General features: G+C 48.0%; 21 protein-coding genes. 12 read left to right on the top strand and 9 right to left on the bottom strand.

Annotation, left to right across the window (positions count from 1 at the left end):
* Positions 1 to 138 precede the first annotated feature (138 nt).
* The 3 genes from CBX96_RS01425 to CBX96_RS01435 all read left to right on the top strand — a co-directional run bounded on the left by CBX96_RS01425 (position 139) and on the right by CBX96_RS01435 (position 3,808).
* Positions 139 to 1,266 (top strand): FAD:protein FMN transferase, encoded by a 1,128-nt coding sequence (locus CBX96_RS01425; protein WP_109285453.1) that lies wholly within the window; start codon positions 139 to 141, stop codon positions 1,264 to 1,266.
* 162 nt (positions 1,267 to 1,428) lie between these two features.
* Entirely contained in the window at positions 1,429 to 3,198 is a 1,770-nt protein-coding gene (locus CBX96_RS01430; protein ID WP_109285454.1) for a PhnD/SsuA/transferrin family substrate-binding protein, read from the top strand.
* Positions 3,199 to 3,208: 10 nt separating this feature from the next.
* Entirely contained in the window at positions 3,209 to 3,808 is a 600-nt protein-coding gene (locus CBX96_RS01435) for a response regulator transcription factor (protein ID WP_109285455.1), read from the top strand.
* Between the two features lie 137 nt (positions 3,809 to 3,945).
* On the opposite strand, the gene CBX96_RS01440 is transcribed toward CBX96_RS01435, so the two are convergent.
* The 4 genes from CBX96_RS01440 to CBX96_RS01455 all read right to left on the bottom strand — a co-directional run bounded on the left by CBX96_RS01440 (position 3,946) and on the right by CBX96_RS01455 (position 7,237).
* The gene (locus CBX96_RS01440) at positions 3,946 to 4,248 is read right to left on the bottom strand and encodes a heavy-metal-associated domain-containing protein (RefSeq protein WP_109285456.1); all 303 of its coding nucleotides are present in this window, start codon (positions 4,246 to 4,248) and stop codon (positions 3,946 to 3,948) included.
* Complete coding sequence (locus tag CBX96_RS01445; RefSeq protein ID WP_109285586.1) at positions 4,245 to 4,562, bottom strand: hypothetical protein; 318 nt, start codon at positions 4,560 to 4,562, stop codon at positions 4,245 to 4,247. Before CBX96_RS01445 ends, CBX96_RS01440 begins: the two co-directional genes overlap by 4 nt.
* 16 nt (positions 4,563 to 4,578) lie before the next feature.
* Positions 4,579 to 5,718, bottom strand: coding sequence for a transglutaminase domain-containing protein (locus CBX96_RS01450; protein WP_109285457.1), 1,140 nt, complete (start codon positions 5,716 to 5,718; stop codon positions 4,579 to 4,581).
* A gap of 247 nt (positions 5,719 to 5,965) precedes the next feature.
* On the bottom strand, positions 5,966 to 7,237 hold the full coding sequence (locus tag CBX96_RS01455; protein ID WP_109285458.1) for an amino acid permease: 1,272 nt from the start codon (positions 7,235 to 7,237) through the stop codon (positions 5,966 to 5,968).
* A gap of 255 nt (positions 7,238 to 7,492) precedes the next feature.
* Between CBX96_RS01455 and CBX96_RS01460 the strand changes: the two genes are divergently transcribed.
* Genes CBX96_RS01460 through CBX96_RS01470 form a run of 3 tightly spaced genes read left to right on the top strand, consistent with a single transcriptional unit; the run spans position 7,493 to position 9,893 of the window.
* Positions 7,493 to 7,876, top strand: coding sequence for a Rid family detoxifying hydrolase (locus CBX96_RS01460; protein WP_109285459.1), 384 nt, complete (start codon positions 7,493 to 7,495; stop codon positions 7,874 to 7,876).
* Between the two features lie 20 nt (positions 7,877 to 7,896).
* Positions 7,897 to 9,171: a serine dehydratase subunit alpha family protein gene (locus tag CBX96_RS01465; protein ID WP_109285460.1), complete on the top strand. Its 1,275-nt coding sequence runs from the start codon at positions 7,897 to 7,899 to the stop codon at positions 9,169 to 9,171.
* A 41-nt stretch (positions 9,172 to 9,212) separates the two neighbouring features.
* Positions 9,213 to 9,893 (top strand): transcriptional regulator, encoded by a 681-nt coding sequence (locus CBX96_RS01470; protein ID WP_109285461.1) that lies wholly within the window; start codon positions 9,213 to 9,215, stop codon positions 9,891 to 9,893.
* A 77-nt stretch (positions 9,894 to 9,970) separates the two neighbouring features.
* On the opposite strand, the gene CBX96_RS01475 is transcribed toward CBX96_RS01470, so the two are convergent.
* On the bottom strand, positions 9,971 to 11,569 hold the full coding sequence (locus CBX96_RS01475; protein ID WP_109285462.1) for a hypothetical protein: 1,599 nt from the start codon (positions 11,567 to 11,569) through the stop codon (positions 9,971 to 9,973).
* Positions 11,570 to 11,769: 200 nt separating this feature from the next.
* Positions 11,770 to 12,684, bottom strand: a complete 915-nt coding sequence (locus tag CBX96_RS01480; protein ID WP_109285463.1) for a DUF368 domain-containing protein — start codon at positions 12,682 to 12,684, stop codon at positions 11,770 to 11,772.
* Positions 12,685 to 12,921: 237 nt separating this feature from the next.
* On the opposite strand from CBX96_RS01480, the gene CBX96_RS01485 reads away from it, so the two are divergent.
* The 4 genes from CBX96_RS01485 to CBX96_RS01500 all read left to right on the top strand — a co-directional run bounded on the left by CBX96_RS01485 (position 12,922) and on the right by CBX96_RS01500 (position 15,880).
* Positions 12,922 to 13,416: a hotdog fold domain-containing protein gene (locus CBX96_RS01485; protein WP_011626844.1), complete on the top strand. Its 495-nt coding sequence runs from the start codon at positions 12,922 to 12,924 to the stop codon at positions 13,414 to 13,416.
* A 141-nt stretch (positions 13,417 to 13,557) separates the two neighbouring features.
* A complete protein-coding gene (locus tag CBX96_RS01490) occupies positions 13,558 to 13,995 on the top strand; it encodes a nucleoside deaminase (RefSeq protein WP_011623549.1) in 438 nt (145 codons plus the stop codon).
* A 144-nt stretch (positions 13,996 to 14,139) separates the two neighbouring features.
* On the top strand, positions 14,140 to 15,384 hold the full coding sequence (locus tag CBX96_RS01495; RefSeq protein ID WP_181382119.1) for a DUF418 domain-containing protein: 1,245 nt from the start codon (positions 14,140 to 14,142) through the stop codon (positions 15,382 to 15,384).
* Entirely contained in the window at positions 15,362 to 15,880 is a 519-nt protein-coding gene (locus CBX96_RS01500; RefSeq protein WP_258293876.1) for a DUF1294 domain-containing protein, read from the top strand. Before CBX96_RS01495 ends, CBX96_RS01500 begins: the two co-directional genes overlap by 23 nt.
* 8 nt (positions 15,881 to 15,888) lie before the next feature.
* Here CBX96_RS01500 and CBX96_RS01505 read toward each other — a convergent pair whose 3' ends face one another.
* Positions 15,889 to 16,497, bottom strand: coding sequence for a TetR/AcrR family transcriptional regulator (locus tag CBX96_RS01505; protein ID WP_109285465.1), 609 nt, complete (start codon positions 16,495 to 16,497; stop codon positions 15,889 to 15,891).
* Positions 16,498 to 16,748: 251 nt separating this feature from the next.
* On the opposite strand from CBX96_RS01505, the gene CBX96_RS01510 reads away from it, so the two are divergent.
* The gene (locus tag CBX96_RS01510; RefSeq protein WP_109285466.1) at positions 16,749 to 17,228 is read left to right on the top strand and encodes an HPP family protein; all 480 of its coding nucleotides are present in this window, start codon (positions 16,749 to 16,751) and stop codon (positions 17,226 to 17,228) included.
* A 132-nt stretch (positions 17,229 to 17,360) separates the two neighbouring features.
* Here the strand turns inward: CBX96_RS01510 and CBX96_RS01515 are convergent, their stop codons facing one another.
* Positions 17,361 to 18,689 (bottom strand): short-chain fatty acid transporter, encoded by a 1,329-nt coding sequence (locus CBX96_RS01515; protein ID WP_109285467.1) that lies wholly within the window; start codon positions 18,687 to 18,689, stop codon positions 17,361 to 17,363.
* Between the two features lie 221 nt (positions 18,690 to 18,910).
* On the opposite strand from CBX96_RS01515, the gene CBX96_RS01520 reads away from it, so the two are divergent.
* Positions 18,911 to 19,381 carry an FKBP-type peptidyl-prolyl cis-trans isomerase gene (locus CBX96_RS01520; RefSeq protein ID WP_109285468.1) on the top strand — a complete coding sequence of 157 codons (471 nt, stop codon included), beginning with the start codon at positions 18,911 to 18,913 and terminating at the stop codon, positions 19,379 to 19,381.
* A gap of 69 nt (positions 19,382 to 19,450) precedes the next feature.
* Here CBX96_RS01520 and CBX96_RS01525 read toward each other — a convergent pair whose 3' ends face one another.
* Positions 19,451 to 22,057, bottom strand: a complete 2,607-nt coding sequence (locus CBX96_RS01525; protein WP_109285469.1) for a glycosyl hydrolase family 18 protein — start codon at positions 22,055 to 22,057, stop codon at positions 19,451 to 19,453.
* Positions 22,058 to 22,151 lie beyond the last annotated feature (94 nt).

Raw genomic sequence — 22,151 nt, forward strand, 5'->3', positions numbered from 1 at the left:
AGAATTCGACAATTGCGGATAACCGCAATAGCCAACCTCAATTCAAAATAGTTGAGTTAGCTAACACTTTGCTGATTGATTACTGTCATCAACTGAAATTCATGCTACTAATTTAATCGTCATCAAGATGGGGGTTGTATGAAATATTTATTATCTTTTACTGTATTAATTTATCTCTTTTTTACGCCAACAATGGCAAATGCGACTTTTTCACCATTCGACTGCAATACCAATGCAACATTTAATTATGAGCACGGAAAAGGCAGTATGAATACGTTAAAATATTTTGGCACTTCCATTACCATTGATATTTATGAGGCAGACAAAAACAAAGCCTACTCAGCATTATGCCATGCACTTAATGTGGTGCAGGAATATCATTATTTAGCATCAAACTTTAGCACTTACCCTGGCTACACCAATATCCAGACTATCAATAACAATCCTGAAAAATTACACCATATCGATGCAAAACTCACCGAATTATTAGCAACCAGTATTGAATGGCATGGCATTACCCAAGGCCGATTTAACGTTGCCTTAGCCTCCGTGTTAGAAATTTGGCGAAGCTATCGAAAACGTTGCCAACAGGGCGGCACATGCGAACTACCCAGTGATATCGAGTTAGCCAACGCGGCAAAACACATTGATATAAAACAGATAAAACTCGATGTAAACAATAATACCATTCAAATGAAACCAGGAATGAAACTGGATTTAGGCGGTATAGCCAAAGGTTGGATGGTTGAAAAAGTGTATGACCAATTAAAAGCCGATAATATTACTGCCTTTATGATTAATGCTGGTGGAAATATTCGCCATTTTGGTAGCCACCCAGATGGCCGCCAATTTATTACAGCAATCGAAAATCCATTAATCCGCAAATATCAACTAGAACATAAAGATAATATCGAGATTAATAGCGGTGATATTTACCACGAAATCATTCAAGGTGAAGATATAACCATTGTATCGAGTGGAAATTATCTCAATTATTACACTGTGAATGGTCAAGAGTATCATCACATTATTGATCCAACGACACTCTATCCGAAAAATGAAGGTATCTCAGTATCGGTTATTATGAAGAATAAACCCATTCTTGCTGATGTGATTTCAACCAGTCTATTTTTATTACCGATGCCTGAAGCGCAAGATCTCATAAAGCGAATTGGCGATATTGAAGCGGTATGGTTTCTGGATGAACAAGGCACCAAAATCGCCACACAACAATTTGAACAATATCGAGTTAAACTCACCCCTTAGGCTAATGTGTGAAGCGGCTCAATATATCAGTAATCACTAATGGGCATAATATGGCCACTATTTTTGGCCATCAGCTCAGCATCGCGCAGCCTATTTTACAGCGATGCTGTAACGTCTTGTTGTGTTAACCACTAAATGAAATCGCCCAGCCAGGTTTAAATCATGTATCAATTCTTCACTCGATTAATGTTTATCCTGGCCCTTTTTATCGGCATTAAGCTGCCAGCCATTGCCGCCGATAGCCATACAAGTGATCCGGTGCGAATAGGCATAATGGCGTTTAATGAACCCGATGAAGTCATGGCCAATTGGCAGCCTACTGCTGATTGGCTGAGCCAGCAGTTGCATCGTCCGGTACAACTCATGCCATTAACGCCATCCCAATTAGATGAAGCACTCGCTAAGCAACGTATCGACTTTTTAATTGGCAATGCCCTCACCACGGTCGCATTTAAAAAAAACTATGGTACCAGTCACTTACTCACCCTAGTCCATAACCGAGTGCATTCACCAGAGCAGAGCATCGGCTCTGCCATCGTCACGCGAATTGACAACAACCTGAGCCAATGGGCACAACTTAAAGATGAAAAGTTAGTATCAAGCGACCCACAAGCCTTTGGCGGATTTCAAATTTTTGCAGCGACGATGGCAACCAAAGGCATCAATGCCTACCGCGATATTCCCCAGCTGCGCTTTAATGGTTTTCCACAGCAAAAACTATTGCAAATGCTGTTATCGGGTGAGGCTGATGTTGCGATATTACCTAGCTGCGTATTGGAAAATGCACAAGAGCGAGGACTCATTCCAGCGAATAAATTAAAAGTGGTCCTTAAGCAACCGCATCCTGATTTTGCCTGCGAAGTATCCACCCAGTTGTATCCCGGCTATGCCTTAACCAAATTAGGCCATACAGATCATAAACTTGCTACCCAAGTGGTCACCAGCCTGTTGCAAATCCCCCCAGAGAGCCAAGCGGCGGTGCAAGGAAGATATCAATATTGGTCAGCCCCCGTGGACGATAGCCCAGTATTTGAGCTGTTAAAACAATTAGAGCAATGGCCATTTGTCACTAACTGGCAGCGATTACTGCACAATGCCTTACCTTGGGGTGCAAGCTTCATTTTTGCCTTGCTGCTGGGCTATATTCATCACTTAAGGGTTAAACGTTTAGTGGTCAAACGTACCCAAGCCCTATCTGCCGAAATAACCCATCATCAGCACACCCAAAAAATCTTACTCGAGCAACAACAACAGTTTTACCGCGCCCAACGGGTACTGCTGACAGGCGAAATGGCATCAGGCATTGCCCACGAGCTTAAGCAACCCCTAGCCGGTATTCGTTATCTCACCCAAGGCTGTTTATATCGTTTAGATAACACCCAATCCGAGCTTACCACCGCGCTCAATAAGGTTATAAATCAGGTCGATAGAGCCCAAACTACTATCCATCGACTGCGCACATTTTGCCAACAAACTAGTGATTACCAACTCTGCGATTTACACACTGTGATAGAAGAAACCTTGACCTTAATGCAACCAGAGTTTCAGCGGCTCAAACTCAGCCCTAAGGTCAACTTACACACCTTACCCGTATTTGCCGATGCCAGCTTGATCCAGCAAGTGCTGGTGAATTTATTACGTAATGCACTTGATGCCATGGAGAATGTCCCCCAGAAATCATTGATGATCGACACGGGGATTACAGATGAAAACGTCTATATTCACATAACCGATTCTGGCTGCGGCCTTAGCGATAACGCGTTAGAGCGATTATTCTTCCCCTTTGAAACCTCTAAACCCCAAGGGCTTGGGCTTGGTATGGTCATCTGCAAACGTATTATTGAAGAGCACAAAGGCAACATTGACGCACTGCACGCCACCCCGGGATTAACCATTAAAGTCACCCTGCCACTGAATACGCAGCCAGCTTAGGAGAGCTCAAATGACACCACTTTACCTCGTGGATGATGATCAAGATGTACTAGACTCCCTAAGTTGGATGCTTGAGGGGATGGGGCTTAACTGCAAAGGCTTTAACGCTGCGGATACGTTTTTAAAAAGCGTTGATATTAAGCAACCCGCCGTACTCTTGCTCGACATCAAAATGCCAGGTATGGATGGCGTGGCACTACTAAGCCATTTAAATCAAGCGCAAAGTGTAATCAGCGTTATCATGCTCACCGGCCATGGCACCATCGCCATGGCCGTAGACTGCATCCAACAAGGCGCACTCAACTTTCTTGAAAAACCGGTTGATGGTGAGAAGCTATTTCAGCTTTTAACCCAAGCTCAACAACATACTGAGCAAAAATGGCATCAACAAAATTTGCAATTAGACATAGCCAATCGACTCGCCACCCTCAGTCAGCGTGAAACACAGGTGATGGAAGGCATACTGGCGGGGAAAATGAATAAAGTCATTGCAGCAGAACTGGATATCGCGCAGCGAACCATTGAGTTACACAGGCAAAAAGTCATGCAAAAAATGCAGGTGAGTAACGCCGCCGAACTCGCTTGGTTACTCGCGAATTACAAACCATGATAAATCATCGTCAAGTAGAGACGTTATCGCGAGCAAAAAACCTTTGCAGAAATCCCACATTTATAACCAATGAACAGCCATTCTAGAAAGACAAGATTAGCGTGTGCTAACTACTCGCTCAAACGGCTGAAATCTTATCAGCTCTGCTTTTCGACCTTATTGATGCTGCCTTTGTAGCCTGTAGCATCGATGGCGGTAATCAACCTATCGAGGTTAAAATCATCGGCGACTGTGACCACAGCCTGCTCGGTTTTGAGGTTCGCCTTGGCTTTGAGCACCCCATCGGTTTTGCGCAGCGCCTGATTAACGACAGTAACGCACAGCGGGCAGGTCATGCCTTTAACATCGAGTGTCACCTGCACGTTATCCGCCCAAGTGAATGGCGTAAACCCCAGTGATGTGATGAGTAGAAGTCGTGCAATACGTGATAGTGGCTTCATTCGAACACCTCAAGTAGCCAAGGTAAAACAAAGGGATACAGTTGGAACACCAGCACAATAGGCACAGTCAGCCAATAGGTGAATAGCATTTGTCCTCGGCTAAATGTACCGGTACAGAGCGGCTTTTTCGCAAAGTACAAGCGCCAAAAACCCAGCAAGATCAACCCTGTTGATAGGAGCAACATGGGTACTTGTAACCAAGCTAAGCTCGATAACCCCGACAGCCCCGCCGCAGACACGCCAAACACTAAATAGATTAAGGGCGCGATGCAGCAAAGGCTAGAGGCAACCGCCGCAACAACGGCGGCGGCCATGGTGGCAAGCAGCGGTTTAGCGCTGCTCGCTTGACTTGTAGTCATAGGCAAAGACTTTTGGCTCATAGTAATTAACAGGATCGCCGTCCACTTCGGCATAGGGATAACCAAAATTGTTCAGTGGAGTCTGCTCCGCCACGGGGAATAAGTCAAAGTCACGGCCATAGTTAAAGCCAACCCAATTCATTTCCCAGTTACCAAACAGGTAATCATTCACCGCTTGTACCGCAGGATCGCTATGCTCCTTCTTCTCAGTGAGGCGCATCTTAGTCACATCTGCAGGGTCGGCGGGCAACCAACCATAACCCGCTAAGTAGAACATGGCACGGCAATGTTGCCCCCCCGTCACATCGGCAAAGCCCTTATCATCGGCGCTACCAAAGGCCTTTTTGGAATAATGACCCATCTTGATGGCTTGCCCTAGACGAATACCAAACATTTCTCGGGCAGGCACACCGACAGCGCGCATCAGCGCCACAAATACAGAGTTGATATCGGTACACTTACCGCCGAGTTTGCCACTTTCAAGAATCGCGGCCACATCGCCACTGCCACAACCTATGACATCATTATCACGATACATGTTGGCGCTCACCCAGTTGTAAATTAACTGTGCTTGCTTGAGCGGCTCGGTTTCTTTACCCACAATCTTATCTGCCGTTTGCTTCACAATGCCGTCTACTGGCATATGCTTGGTTGGCTTAAGATAAATGGCGACGTCGGCAGGATACTCAGGCTTAGCGGGCGCACGGTAATGGGTTAACTCGCCACTTTTAACGGGTTCCCAATCCTGGGTTTCTATCACTAATTCTAGCGTTAGGGTCATCTTGCCCTTGGCATCGGGCCAAGTGGCAAACAGAGTTTTAGCGCCATAGTGGTTATTGGCAGTGATATAGGCATCTTGATAAGTGCCGCTAAAGTTAAGTTTTTCAACCTGTTGAAAGGAAGTGTTTTCGGGGAGCGGTACCCATAACTTCACCACGCCCGCAGAGCCTTCTGGCGCGACGAGCTGATAAGTATTGGTTAAGGTAAAACGGCGACGACCACAGGTTTTATCGGCCATCGCATGGGCTTGCGTCGACGCCGCCAACACTGGCATCACGGTTCCTGCCGCCGACAGAATGGCTGCACCCTTTAAAAAATCACGTCTTTGCATTAGGCATTCCTTAGGTTGATAAGCATTAGAAAAAAGATACCACTAAAGTAGTTGCCAAGGATTATAGGAAGTTATCGATCAGGCACAATCACCAAACTTCATCTAAGGCGAATAGTATGACAAAAACCACTACCAGCGCACAGAGTACCCCATTGCCTAGGGGGCGACTAAGACAATTTGTCCCAATCTCAGACAAAAAAACAGGTATAGCACGACTGCCATACCTGTTTGTAAAGGAGGTAAATAATTAACTAAAGGCAAGCAGAGGAGAGATGCATAACAGTAAGCCGGTGATGATAATGATATACAGCGACACCCCTTTGTATTTATGCAGCGCGGGCACTCGATAAACCAAATAGGCCGGGATCAAACATCCCACTAAACCGAAGATTGGACTGCAGATAGAGGTAAAACTCAGCACAGGGGCATTTAATACAATCGCGCCCCACGACAGCAAAATGGTAAAGATCATGATGCCGTAACCCACTAACGACTTATTGATCCGCTCCTCTGGCATCACCCGGCGCAGCATATTCATGGTCAATCCCTGACACGCCTCTCTAAACCCTAAATACACACCAAAATACGCCGTCATTACCGCAAAGATATTTAAGGTCAAGCTAAGCAGTTTTAAGGTTTGTCCTGGCATACCCTGGGCCACCATGGCTAAAGCGGAGATATTTTCATGGGAGGCGCGTACCGCCTGCTCATGCCCCATGGCGAGGGTAAAAGACACTGCGTAGAAAAACACCACCACAAACAACACCCCAAAGGCAATGTTCATCGCACGCATCGCCTTAAAGCGGGCAACGGCAAGGGATTTTTCCCGCGAGCGGTAAGAGATCACCATAGGGCTTAAACTTTGGATAAATAGAATAGATGTGAGCGTAAAAGGCAACATCACAATCGCATCCTTTAGCCAATCGCCGGTGCTGGGTACGCTACCGATATTATTGATATCCCACTTATCGACCATCATCAGTCCCAGCACCGCCACCACCCCAAGCTTTGTGAGCACCATAAAGGTGGAGATCTTAAATAACAGGTTTTCACCACGGGAGGCCAATGCGACTAAACCGCAAATTAGCACTAGGCCATAGTAGGGATTTTCAGACAACAATGATGTGGTCGCGCCAAAGCTTTGTAAAAAGGAGGCGCTATCATTGGTGATGGCCGTGGAATACACAAACACCCAAATCACCAACATAATGAAGTACAAGCCGCCGAGTAAGATGCCCCAGTTTTTGCCCAGATACCCCGAAATCACACTCGGGTAATCCTTACATTCGGGCGACTCGGCCAAGGTATTGATAAACAATCGCTGAAACAAATACATGGCAGGATAACCAATCACGCTGGAGAGCAAAAATACCCACAAGCCCATCAACCCCACCTGCACTGGCAAAAATACGATCCCGGCGCCAATCGCCATGCCAATACTCATAATGATCCAGCCCCAATCCGTACTGTCGAAGCGGGTATCCTCTTTCCATTGTGCCGCCGTTAGCCTTGCATCCATATCTCATCCTAACCGAGTTGATGTTATTTTTTGCAAATATATTTGAACAAAACAAACTCAGCAAACAAAATACTCAACTTTTGTTGAACAAAGTGCCATCGCTCACAATTCAGTCCAAAACCCGCCGAAAGACGCATAAACTCGTATTTACGGCATGAAACATTAAAAAATAATTGCAACCAAACCAGAATATGCAAATAATATTGCACATAGAAATTCGATAGCATTCAATTTTATTTGCAGATTGGAGAGATAATGAAAAGCATCATTCATGCAGAACGTGCCCCAGCCGCGATTGGCCCTTATTCCCACGGCACCAGTTATGGCAACCTGATTTTTACCTCTGGACAACTGCCTGTATGTAAAGAGAAAGGCGGCGTTGTCGATGGCGGGATCAGCAAACAATCTGTGCAATGCCTTGAGAATCTGAAATACGTGATTGAAGCCGGCGGTGGCAGCCTAGAAACCGTGCTTAAAACCACCTGTTACTTGAGTGAGATCAGTGACTTTGCCGCCTTTAATGAAGTCTATAAAACCTATTTCAAAACCGACTGCCCTGCCCGCAGCTGTTTTGCGGTAAAAGATCTTCCACTGGGTGTCAAAGTGGAAGTAGAAGCCATCGCCCACGTTCACGCATAAATTGGTAAGGTTGTAGCCCGATGAAACCTCTATGGCAGCAATACATTCAGATCATTAACCAAGTGGTTAAACCCGCTTTAGGCTGTACCGAGCCGATTGCCGCAGCCTATGCGGCGGCCGTCGCCCGAACATTATTACCGGTGGTCCCTGAGTCAATTGCAGTACAAGTTTCTGATAACTTGTATAAAAACTCGATGGGTGTTTATGTCCCCGGCACAGGTAAAATCGGTCTCGCCATCGCCGCTGCCGCAGGCGCGCTTGCAGGTAATGCCGATGCGGGATTAGAAGTCTTGGCCAGTGTGACACCAGAGCAAGTAGCACAGGCGCAAACCCTTATTGATGCCGGTAAAGTGAAGGTTGAGCGTACCGAGACCGACGAATTTATCTATTGTTGTGTGACATTAACCGCTGGCAAACAGGAAGCCATGGTGAAAATCTGCGGCGGCCATACTTTAATTGCCGAGAAGCGCTTAAATGGTGAGTTAGTCTTTACCGCCGATAACGCCCAAGCCAAGGCTACAGGCTCAATCTGCGACGGCGTCGATATCAATATTGAATCGATTTACCGCTTTGCCCAAGAAGTCCCCTTCGAAGAAATCCAATTTATTCTTAAAGCCTCGGAATTAAACAGTAAATTATCCGATGAAGGCATGTCCAAACCCTATGGCTTGGAAGTCGGCCGCACCATGAAAAACGGCATTGCCGCGGGGATCATCGGTGAGGACTTACTCAATAAGATTGTGATGCTCACTGCGGCGGCTTCGGATGCGCGAATGGGCGGTGCCAATCTGCCCGCCATGAGCAATTTAGGCAGTGGTAACCAAGGAATTGCAGCGACGATTCCTGTAGTGATCACCGCCCAGTGTTATAAAGTCAGCGAAGAGAAATTAGCTCGCGCACTGATCATGAGCCACCTAGGGGCGATTTATATCAAGTCCCACTATCCGCCATTGTCAGCATTCTGTGGCAACACGGTCACCAGCGCCGCCGCCTCTATGGCCATGGTGTATTTAGCGGGCGGCAGTTTCGAACAATCCTGCTTTGCGATTCAAAACGTCATCAGTGACAGCTCGGGCATGGTTTGTGATGGAGCCAAAGCCTCCTGTGCTATGAAGGTCAGTACCTCATCAAGTGCGGCGGTACGCTCCTTCTTAATGGCGCTCAACAGCCAAAACGTTTCAGGCCAAGGTATCATCGCCAAAGATGTTGAGAAAACCATTAAGAACATAGGCAAGATGGTACTCAATGGCATGTCATCTACGGATGTCACTATCATTAACATCATGTCTGAATAAGACGGTTATTCCTGATAAGCTGCTGAAAAAGGCCGAATATTGTGAAATTGCAAGACTTAACCCAAAGCGATCTGGATATACTCAAGTCCATCGAAAATATCGTCGATGGGATTGCCGCCATGTATGGCCAACATACAGAGGTCGTGCTGCACAGCTTAGATGCTAAGCACCCTTCGGTGATCAAAATTGCCAATGGTCATGTCACTGGCCGTGAGGTCGGTGCGCCCATCACTAACCTGGCCTTGCTTAAGCTCAAAACGGGTCAGGATATTTCCAACTCTTACCTTACCAAGTGTGCCAACGGTAAGACGTTACGTTCGATAACCACAGTGATCCGTAATCCTAAAAACCTGCCGATTGGGCTGCTGTGCATCAATACCGATATGGATGCGCCGCTGCAATCTGTACTGCGCACTATGATGCCGGAGCAGCTCCTCGGCAGCGAATTGACCAGTTCGCCCGAGGTGTTTGCACGCAATATTGATGAGGCGCTGCACAGCACTATCGATAGTGTTAACCACGAGGTGCGTGCGAATCCTGCGATTTCTCCTTCACAAAAGAGTCGTGAAATTGTCAATCAACTCCATGAGTTAGGGATTTTCGAACTCAAGGATAGCACCCAAGTGGCCGCCACGCGATTAGGGATTTCTGTGCATTCCATTTACCGCTATTTGCGTGAAATTAAAGCCAATCAGGCGGAAAGCGAGAAAAGCCTCGCTTAAAAACAAAGGGCTAAGATGTTCATCTTAGCCCTTTGTTTTTATCCGCTTGCTAGCTTCAAATGGGATTGCTCATTGGCTTAGAGCACATTGCTCGTTCTACCTGTTACATCCCAAGCCTGTACCGTGCCATCGTCCATTAGGGCAATCACATCCAGTAAATTACTGCGAATATCCCGCATGTGACTCAAATCAACGGCTTGCTTATCTAGCGTCACCGCGGGATCTTCCCGCATCCATACTGCAATCGAGCCATCTTGGCGTTTAACCGTAAAGCCTAACCCCGTAGGGAAAATATCCGTTGCTTGAGTAATGTCAGTTTTGGGGCCAGAGTGGCCATCAACCACAGTGCCATCTTGCTTTAAAAAGGCAAACTCACGTTCATAGGTCACCACTTTACTTACCTGAGTGACCTCTTGATAACGCGGCTGGTTTTCTGCCAATTCCCATCCTTCCCAAGCGATAGCCATATTATCCCTACGTAGCGCGACAAATCCTTCATCAAAGGGATAAACCTTAAGCACGCTTTGTAACTTATCCTTAAGGACTGACGTATCAGCACCATGGTATTTACTGCCCCAAACGATAAGTTGACGACCTATGGTTAAGGCGGCAAACGCGTCATTATTGGCAAAAATATCAATCACTTTATTGGCGCGATTTGGGCGAGATAAACGAGCAGGGAATGGCACATCATACTCAGTTAACTCCCCTTCCCCCCACGCATAAATGCTGCCATCAGCCAGTAACGCCGCAAAGCCATTTTTGGAAGCAACAACTTTCACGGCAGGCGCAAGCTGGCTAAGCTTTGCCACTTGCTCACGGCCTTTTTGATCCTCTCTTACCTTACCCCATGACACCAATCTGCCCGTCGCTGTCATCGCGGTAAAAGCATCATCGTTAGCATAGAGTAGTTTCACATTGTTAAGCGCTGAGGCGACTTCGCGACTATCGCCACCATAATTAGCCTGCCCCCATGTCACTACTGTTCCATCCCGTTTTAAGGCGGCAAAAGCCCGATAGTTAACAGATACAGACACGACGTTAGTCATCGCAGGCGCGGCGTGCTTACCAGAGCTTAGCTCGGCAGTTGATGCATCTTCAAAAGACCAACTGACGACACTTCCATCTTGCTTAATGGCGGCATAGAGCCCCTTAGCCACAACAAAATCGCGCACATCATGCAGTACAGGTCTCACTCCTCGAGTCCAAGGCATAGTTTCATCGCCCATTCCCCAAGGGATCAGTTTGTGGTCATGGGTTAACGCGGCAAAGCCGCAGGTATCCTCTGCCGCATACAGCTGTTTTACATTAAGTAGAGGCTCGGCGGCGTTATTGCTATCGCCACCACACTCGCCATCACCCCATGTGACTACAGTACCGTCTCGTTTGAGCGCCGCAAATGCATTGAGATTGCTGTAGATTTGACTCACATCGGCTAATTCTGCAGGCATAGGGATTTTGGACGAAGTCTCAACAATCTCAGGGGTGTTTGGCTCATGAATCAAGACATTATTCGCGAAAGCGGGCGTTCTGTGAGCCTGAATAGTGTCAGAAATTTGCTGCTTTAACTCTGGGGATATTTCAGAATCTTGCTTATCTATGATTAAGTTAACCACATGACCTAAGGCAAAAATGGCTAGCGCCACGCCAACCCAGGGGACCTGTTTTTTTTCCACAACTATATCCTTATCGTAACTGCAAACTCTCACTGAGTTTAAACGGATGCACAACATCGACTGCTTGCACTCTGAGGCGCGATTGTAACTTAACGGACCAGCAAAATAACATTGCCCAAAAGTCGAGTACATTCCATCGGCCTTAAAACATAAAAGCAGCGAATATCGCTGCTTTTATTTATATCATCCACAGGATTGGCTTAATCCCGTTTGCCGACCTTCTCTAAACCCCAAACTAAGGCGATGGCCGCCAACATACACACAACAGCTAGCATCAGCTGTGAAGGTTGGCCCGTCACTTGTTCAAAATTCAGCGGCGAAATATTTTGCTCTAATAACGGCACTTGTTCACCGTGGGAGTTAGTACGCCAAGTTAAGGTTTGTTTCCAAGGCCAAATTTTACCTAAGGTGCCGAGCATCAAGCCCGTGAGAAACACTACGGTCGCATCATGGTATTTACGCAGCAAGGCCGAAAGTAAATGGCTAAAGCTTAAAATTCCCAGCAAAGCGCCAACGGCAAAACAGGCCAAGATATCGATTTGGATATTTTTTGCCGCCGCGAGTACCACAGGATATAAGCCGAGCAGCAACAAGATAAAACTGCCCGAAATCCCCGGTAATACCATGGCACAAATGGCAATTGCACCGCCGAAGAAAATATTTACATAGCTGGCCTCGACCGATACAGGGTTCAGTACAGTGATCACCCAAGCAGCCAGAACCCCTAAGGCAAATAATCCCAAACGCGCCAGCGTAAAACCACTCACCTGTTTAAGCATGTGCACCACAGAGATGATGATGAGGCCAAAGAAGAATGACCAAATCGGAATGGGATGTGCCACCAGCAACCAAGAAATCAGTTTAGCGAAGGTAAAAATACTGGTCAGGATGCCCGCTAATAGGCTCAGTAAAAATCCACCATTGATATGTTCAAACGCGCCTTTAATCCCCTGCGACTTAATCACGCCCCAAAGGGAAGGATTAATACGCTTAACGCTTTCGAGCAGGGTATCGAGAATACCGGTGATAAAGGCGATAGTGCCACCCGAAACCCCAGGCACCACATCGGCGGCCCCCATGGCCATTCCCTTAAAATAGGTCAGCAAATATTTCACTGTGAGTCCTTGTAGTTAAATCATTATGACGTGTCATTGATGACAAATTTGTCGTGATTATACGGTGTTAGCGTAAAAACCGCGAAATGAAGTTTACTTAATTCGGCCGACTGGCATTTAATGTTATCCCAATGTTACACTCATCCGACCAGAAAGAAACAGGCACGCCGCTAAGCATTAAAAATATCAGCGGCCCAAGACTAACACCTTAAGTTTGCACTCCGATGAAGGATAACCATGAGCCCTAACGCACAAACCCCAAACGCTAAGCCCAATAAGGTTCTCGCGCTCTACCATAAAACCCAAGGCTTACCCTTTGGCCAAAAAATCTTCTCCATCATGGTATCACGCATGGCGCCTTATTTTGGCACCATCAAACCACTGATCACTGAATTACGCCTTAACCGCTGCGCTTGCCTGATTAAAAAACGTCATGCCGTTCATAACCATATAAAAACCGTGCATGTTATCGCCATCTGTAACGGCTTAGAAATGGCGATGGGCGTGATGGCCGAAGCATCGATTCCGGCCCACCTGCGTTGGATCCCTAAGGGCATGAGCCTAGATTACACCGCCAAGGCGGGCAGTGATATTTTATGTGTTGCCGAAGTCACACCAGAACAATGGACGCCCGGCGATATGTTGGTGCCCGTTACCGCCTACGACACCCAAGGTGTTGTGGTCGTGAAAGGGCATATCAAGTTATGGATTTCAGAAAAGCCGCAGAAGTAAACCAAGGCACATCAATCCAAGCTTATACAGCTAAGCCTGTAAGCCAAGCTTAATCATCAATCGAAATCACCACTTAGGTTGTCTTGCTCAACGCTTGCAGGCTGCTATGCTAAGCCAAACAACCTAAGACAGGGGATCGAAATGGATGAATTTTTACAGGCCGCCATTGATGAAGCCAAACAAGGATTAGCCGAAGGCGGGATCCCCATTGGCTCAGTATTAGTGATCGACGGGAAAATTGTCGCCCGCGGCCATAACAAACGCGTGCAGCAAGGCAGCGCCGTGCTGCATGCCGAAATGGATTGCCTCGAAAATGCCGGCAGATTAACCGCTGCCGATTATCAAAAGGCCACACTCTATTCGACCCTTTCCCCCTGCGATATGTGCAGCGGCGCGATACTACTCTACGGCATCCCTAAGGTGGTGGTCGGTGAAAATGTCACCTTTCAAGGGCCTGAAGCCTATGTGCAGTCCCGCGGAGTTGAGGTGACTGTGGTAGACAATCACGAGTGCAAACAGTTAATGCGCGATTTTATCGCCGCCAAGCCACAGCTGTGGAACGAAGATATTGGCGAATAGCCAATATCTTTCAAAGCGGTTCATGCGCCTAACGCTTTATGTCGTTGAGTGTTTTTTGGTTTGAGCGCCTGTTAAGCTAGCGCCTTGTATTATCAACTCAATCTTGCCGAGCTGACTCGGTTAATTTTTCCCAATAGCAAAAGGATGCCTGCTATCAAACCTATCACTCAAACTGCCCAGGATCCTTGGGGAAATCCCGTCGATGCGACTCACACGCCCCATCAGCCTATCCCAACTGAACGTAATGCCAACCTCGATGCCATACGTGGGCTAGCGGTATTGGGGATATTTTTTATGAATATCTATTTTATGGGGATAAGCTTTTATGGCTATGCGCCCCATCAAATCCCATTGCTCTCAGACCAAGTGCTCGAAGCCTTTAGCAATTTCTTTATTGAAGGGCGCTTTATCAGCTTGTTTTCCATCTTATTTGGCGTTGGGCTTTATATTCAGTACCAACGATTTAGCGATAAAGGCTTAGCGGCCTATTCGCTACTGCGCTCACGCTTGAAATGGTTGATTGTCTTTGGTCTGATCCACGGCATCATTATCTGGCCCGGTGATATTTTACTGACCTATGGGATCAGCGGCTTTTTAGCACTCTGCTATCGAGCTGCCAGCATCGCCGAGTTAAAACGTAAGGCCAATATTTTTATTTTCAGCTCGTTAGTGGTTATCTGCTTAATCAGCATCATGGGCAGTGACGAACTCTTTACCCGCGAATCGCCCTTATTCGCCGAGCAATACAGCGCTTGGACAGCGAGTTACCCTAATCAACTGCTGCTGCATGTAATGCAGGTCGGTTACATGGCGCTGGTCATTCCCTTCACCTTAATGTGGTTCACGGGTGGGTTGATGCTGCTCGGTATGGCGCTCTATCGCCAAGGTAGCTTCGAGCAGGGATTTGAGCGAAACACCTTAATCAAGCTGGTTTTAGCCAGCTTACTGCTCTCAGCGCTGGATACCCTGCTGGGATTAACTCAAAACCCGACATTGGTGATGTTTTCGGACATCATAGTCATGCTAAGTGCTATCCCTACGGCACTGATTTACATCCATATACTGGTTAAAATCTGCCAAAATCGCTCGGCAGTGCTAAGGCCTTTGCAAAATGTCGGCAAACTCGCCTTTAGCCTGTATATATTGCAATCCATTGTCGGTGTGTTTATCTTTCGCCACTTTGCCCCCGAGTTATTATTAACGCTCGACAGGGGCGGTTATATGGCGATAGCGCTGGGTTACTCGCTGCTACAATTGCTACTGGCAAGCTTGTATTTACGCTACTTTCACCAAGGGCCACTCGAAAAACTCTGGCGCCAGCTCGCCTTTAAGTCCATCAACGCTAGTAGCCATTTGAACTCGAACAATGAACAACAAAAGAGCCAATAAAACGCCGTCCGTTCAAGTACATGAACGAAGAGCGACTCAACAAAGAGTCAATCAGCGAAAAGCGACCCAACGAAGAGTGACTCAATCTAGAACCACAGAATCAAGAGCCGCTAAGCCTAAAGCCGCGCGCTCGCGTAAGAGTTCGATGCCTTTCTTATTAGCGCTCGTTTTTCTGGCCATGTTAATCGGCGCCGCTTGGTGGCATATGCTGCCAATCGCGATTGTGGGTTTATATCTGCTGCTGAGTTTGTGCACCTTTATCGCCTACGCCTTCGACAAATCGGCGGCGCGTAAAGGCCGCTGGCGCACCAAGGAAAGCACCCTGCATCTAATGTCTCTCCTCGGTGGTTGGCCCGGCGCACTGTTTGCCCAGCAGCTACTACGGCATAAATCGGTCAAAGCCGCCTTTCGCCAACTGTTTTGGCTCACGGTCGTGACCAACTTAGCCCTGCTGGGTTATGGGATCCAAACGGGCTTCATGGATAGATTGATTTAACCGTCACGCTAATTCGTTTCTATTTCAATCAATTGCTCGACAACTTTTAATGCCTGCATTGCGGCACCTGTGTCACCGCGCAGCTGCGCCGACACTATGGCGCCTTCCTTCAATAGGCATAGGGTATCGACAAGATAAGCCGCTTTTGCCTCGGACAAGCCCAAGACCGCTACCTGCTGAGCGATTAAATCTGCCACCCGCTGTTTATGCTCGGCGCACAAACGATGCACGGGATGGCTGGCATCGGTAAATTCGGCACTCACATTGATAAAAAAACAGCCCCGAAACTCACACAGCTGCGGCACTCTTTGATTAAACCAGTCATCGAGCGCCATAAATAACGCGCGGATCCCCGCCTTACCCGTCTCGGCCGCCTGCACTCGCTCGCTTAACCATTGATAAAACACGTGGTCGCGGTACAGCACCACGGCTTCGACCAACTCATCCTTACTGGCAAAATGATGGTACAAGGTTTTTTTGGCAATCGCCGACTCCTGCAAAATCTGGTTAATGCCTACCCCATGTACGCTCTGAAAATAAAACAGTTTAAATGCCGTGCTGATGAGCTGTTGACGTTTATCTAAGGGCATATCTGACAACACTTCGGGTTGCGGCATATCGCCTTCCTCTGCAATTAGGATTTAAACGTATCTTCTCACAGGTAGACAACTCAGTCTACTCATGCAATGATACTAGGTAGACAGACTGGTCTACCCATTAAAGATTCAACACAATTAAGTGCAACGCGGCCACTGGGATAGAGTCAACGGGCAACTCAACACTGCCCTCCCAAAGCCGCAGCCATTGATATTCACCATATAAACCATAGCCCTTGCGCGATAGCCAAGTTGGGCTCAAAGGACAGATAATGAAAGTGATAAGCCAACAGCAATTAAAATCGGCACTGCTCGCAGGCATAGGTGCCATGTTATGTATCAGTGCCTTAGCAAGCTTGGAGCAAATGAGTTCGCATTTGTTGTGGCTGATGGCCCCCTTTGGCGCCACTATGGTGATTTTATTTGCCCTTCCCGATAGCCCATTGGCGCAGCCAAGAAACATTGTCTGCGGCCACCTACTGACCAGTCTGATGGGACTTATCATCCTCAACAGTGTGGGCGTCTCGCCGCTGAGTTTAGGGTTGGCCGTAGGAGCGGGAATCGCATTGATGATGCTGACCCACACAGTGCATCCTCCTGCAGGAGCAAACCCGCTAGTTATTATGCTGACCGTGCAAGGGTGGGACTTTTTATATTCGCCGGTCGCCAGTGGTCTGGTGCTAATCCTATCCTTTGGCTGGCTGTATCATAATCTGCTGTGTCGACGCCCCTATCCGCAGAAATGGTTTTAAGCTGCGTCAAAACACTAAAACCTTAACGTGTTAACACATTCAGGCGTGAAGTGGCTAAAAAAAGAGAATAAAGAAGAGGATAAAAATAAAGGGCAAGTGAGATTGCCCTTTATCAAAACCGTAAGCTTTCGCTTAAAACCAGCTTAGGGCGATACTGATAATCACCCCGGTTATCAGCAACTGCATTAAACAGAATCCCATGATATCCCGCGCCTTTAATCCGGCGATTGCCAGCACTGGCAGCGCCCAGAAAGGTTGGATAAGATTGGTCCACGCATCTCCCCACGCCACAGCCATAGCAACCCGTGCCACATCGGCGCCCAAGGCTTCGGCTGCAGGTAACATAATCGGCGCCTGCACGGCCCATTGTCCGCCCCCCGAAGGCACGAAAATATTCACAATCCCTGCACTGATAAAGCTCCAAAATGGCAGACTTTCGGCGCTGGCGATAGCCACAAAACCTTCGGAAATACTCTGGGCTAACCCCGATTGCACCATCACCGCCATAATGCCAGCGTAAAAAGGAAACTGAATAACGATACCCGCGCCGCCTTTAATGGCTTCGTTGAGACTCAGCAATAGACTGCGTGGCGTTTGATGTAGCACTATGGCGAGGAATAAAAATAAGAAGTTGACTAAGTTAAGGTTTAAACTGCCGCCCTGCACCGCAAAGTAATAGCCTAAGTAAACGAGTCCCGCGCCGCCGACACTCCAACCGAGCAAGCGACTGTTTTCTAATTTATCCGCTGGGCGAGTCGTATTGGCCGTTAACTGCGCCGCTTTATCGTCTGCGCCCCCATCCTCAAGCGCCTTAGGATCGACATAAATGCTGTCTTTCTCTTCGGGCAACATAAAGCGGTTCACCAGTGGCATCATCACAAACAAAATCAGCACTAACAGCAGGTTAAAGCTAGCGAAGATGGTCTCGCTGGTGGGGATAATACCGATTTGTGATTCTGAGAAATGCCCAGCAGTGGCAATGGTTAGCGGAATCGAGCCCGCTAAGCCGCCGTGCCAAACCACAAATCCCGAGTAAGCACTGGCGACCAATAAACGGTAATCCACACGCACTTTACGCGCTAAGGCCTTAGCGAATAAGGCGCCGACCACTAAACCAAATCCCCAGTTAATCCAACTGGCGGCGAGGGAAACCAAGGTCACTAAGATAATGGCCTGAGGCGCCGACTTGGCAAATCCTGCGATGCCATCGAGTAATTTCTTAATCGGTGGCGAGCTGGCGAGCATAAATCCCGCCACCAGCACTAATAGCATCTGCATCGAAAAACTCAGCAGCGCCCAAAAGCCATCGCCCCAGTAATTGATGACTTCGAGTGGGGTTTTCTGCTCGGCTACCACGGCCGAAATCAGCACCACTAAGGTTAAGAGCAAGACAAAGATATAAGGGTCGGGTAAATATCGGTCGACGAGCTTGACCAGAGGTTTTGCCGCTTTGGTTAACATAAGACTGTCCTTGTTTATTCTTCTTATCTGTTTTTATTGAGTTTTTGTAGAGTCTAATGTAACAGGTTAAGCGATCTCTAAAACGGGATAAAGCCTTTAGCCATTTTAAAAAAGTGAGAAAATGTAACGCGAATCATCCAGTACCGCGCCAAACCGAGGCGCTAGCCACTTCCGCTAAAAAACTGATAACATGACCAAAATTGACTGAGGTGCTCCTTAAAATGAAAATGTTACTTGCCGTTGTTGTGATTGCTGGGGTGATTTTTTACTTCTTTACCTCGATGAATAACCAAAAAGCGGCCCAAGAAAATATCCGTTTAGGTAATGAGTTTTTAGCGCAAAACAAAACTCAAGAAGGGGTGAAAACCACCGCCTCTGGGTTGCAATATCAAGTGTTACAGCAAGGCACTGGCACTGTTCATCCTAAGGCGAGTGATACTGTGACTGTGCATTATCACGGTACCTTAATTGATGGCACAGTGTTCGATAGCTCGGTCGAACGCGGCGACCCCATAGCCTTCCCACTCAATCGTGTTATTCCAGGTTGGACTGAAGGCGTGCAACTGATGGTCGAGGGCGACAAGTATCGCTTCTTTATTCCTAGCGAACTGGCCTACGGCAATCGCAGCACAGGCAAAATTGGCGGCGGTTCGGTACTGATTTTTGATGTTGAGCTGCTGAAGATAAATTAATCTTACGCTGTGATCCTTAATAAAAAAGCCCTGTATTCGCAGGGCTTTTTTGTCTTTAATCCCTATCGACTAAGGGCAAGACGCCGCGCCGATATCCATCCACACTGCAGCGACACCGGGGACATCTCCCTTAGTCCAGTATTTGGCTTGCCACTGACGACCGTTATAGCTAGTCGTTGCTCCGCCGTTGTAGGCAACGCCCGCATCCCAGCCTAACTCAACCTGACTCAACAATTGCCATTGGTCGGCGGTTCTTGAAGGTGTGTTACCTTGAGTCCAGTATTTCGCCTTCCAAACCAGTTGGTTATAACTCACGGTATCACCCGTGTTGTAAATGCTTGTCGCATTCCAAGCGGGATAGTTGGCCGCATTAGGGTCAGTTGCGTCACATTGACCGCCCGTCGCCTTAGGCGTCACGGTTAAGCTCAAAGCAGCACTGGCATCTAAGGCACCATCGGAGACCAATACACTCAAACTGTATTGGGTCGATTGAGTAACAGCTGGCGCCGTCACCACCAATGTGGCACTGTTTTGTCCACTCGCCGCCACGCCGCTTGGCACTGTCCATGCGTAGGTGAGGCTGTCGCCATCGGCATCGGTCGCCGTCGCATTGATGCTCACCGATTGGCCCGCTTCAACCGTTACACTCGCTGGCACAGTCACCACAGGCGCTTGGTTTGCCGTCTCGGCCTTATGAGTGAGAGTCACTGTGTCGGTTGAAGATAATCCTTCAGGATCTGTGACTCGCAGGCTAAACACATACACCACATCCGACGCCGCCCCGCTCAGTTGCACCACAGCATTGGCCATATCCGCATTAGTGATACTTAAGCTTGGACCAGAGACTTGGCGCCATTGATAACTTAAGGCGCCATTTTCAGGATCCCGCGACGCGCTGCCGTTTAGCGTGACATCCGCAGTACCGGTTACCGTGATATCCGCTCCCGCGTTGGCAATCGGCGCTTTATTCGCTGGTGGCGTTGTGCCCTCGCCATGACCTAGACCTTCGTGCATGGCATTGAGAATATCGCCATTATCGGCATCAATTTCCCAGGCGAATAAACCACCGAGCTGATTGGCCAGCACGTATTGGCCCTTGGCTTTAACAGAGCGAGCATCGTCGAAGGTAATTAAATCACCCGTTGATGCATTAAAGACAGATGGTGCTTCGGCGGTTTCATCATAGGCATAGCTCCAACCTGCGCCCATATAATCCTTAGCGATCTGCCGATAATCCACCACGCCCGCTTCCCAAGTGCCCTTCACTTTGCCCGTTGCAGTGCCCGTGAAAGGATTGTTACCGCTATAGCCATTCACCCCAGTCCAGCCACGGCCGTACATCGCTGCGCCGACCACAATCTTACCCGGAGTCACCCCTTGAGAGAGCAGTGCTTTTACGCCTTTGTCCGTGGTGTAACGGGTATTTGGATCCCAGCTCGCCTCATAGAGATTGGTTTGATGTCCAAGCTCCGTATTGGTCCAGCCGCCATTAAAGTCGTAACTCATCAGGAAGATGTAATCCATATATTGCTGCGCCGCCTGATAATCGACCTTAGCAATTTTATCGCCGCCCGCACTGATGGCCGACGTCAGCTCATAGGTGCGTCCGGTTTCGGCGCTGAGCTCATCGAGCATCGCCCGCAGTTCACGCATCAGGGTGATATAGGTTTGTCCGTCATTGGCATTACCTAAGCTTGGGTTAGCACCACTGCCGCCGGGAAATTCCCAGTCGATATCGACACCATCGAAGAACTTCCAAGTTTGTAAAAACTCCTTCACTGAGGCGACAAAGGTGTCGCGCTTGGTTTTATCCCCCAAAAAGTAGAAGGGATCGGAGAGCGTCCAGCCACCAACTGAGGGGAGGATCTTCAGATCGGGATAGGCTTGTTTTAACGCCATCAATTGGCCGAAGTTGCCTTTGTAGGGATCGGAATATTCACTCACCCCCGCCTGCGGCATTTGCACCGCCGCCCAAGGGTCGTGAATCGCCACTTTAAAATCGGCACGGCCAGCACAGGCGCGCTGCAATGCCTCAAAGCTACCTTCGATTTCCTTTAAGCTGTCGTTGATGCCATTGCCACCACAAATCGGGGTAAAGCCATATAAAATATGGGTTAAGTTTTGTGCAGGGATCTTATCGACGGGGAATTTACGTCCATAAACACCCCACTCCACAAAGTAACTTCCCACCACTTTGCCGGATTTATTCACATAGGGACGATTGTTTTCCTTCAAAGGCGCATTGAGTGGCAGTAAATGACTGCCATCAGTATCGGCGACTAAGATTTCCCTCGCATCACTGGCGCTGCAACCTTCGTTATTACAGAGCTGCACACGCATTTGATAGCGCCCACCCTTATTAACCTTGAAATTGGCCGTACCCGCCGCACTCGAAGGACCTTCCCATGCCACATTTCCGTTGAGTAACACCTGCGCCTTATGGCCGATATCGCCGTTATACAAGTTCCAGGTCACGGACACATCGGCGGCATCTTTTACCGTCACTAATTGGTTATAGGCTGAGGCGGCTTGATTCACCTCGATAATGGCAAACTTGGTTTCCCCCCAACCTAAAGTCGGTTTTCCGGGGAGCGCCGCAAAGGCTTGAAAACTGGCAGCGGATGCCAGCACCGAGGCCACCAGCATCGCCGAGGTGGAGATTTGAGTCTTAAACATGAGATTTCCCTATTGAGTAAGTTATGCATCAATAAGGCAAACAAAGCGTAGACAGGAAACAACACTCTTAAAACCATGTGCGTACAACGGCAGC

The organism is Shewanella sp. BC20 (assembly GCF_003129585.1).
In the GTDB taxonomy this organism is placed as follows: domain Bacteria; phylum Pseudomonadota; class Gammaproteobacteria; order Enterobacterales; family Shewanellaceae; genus Shewanella; species Shewanella seohaensis.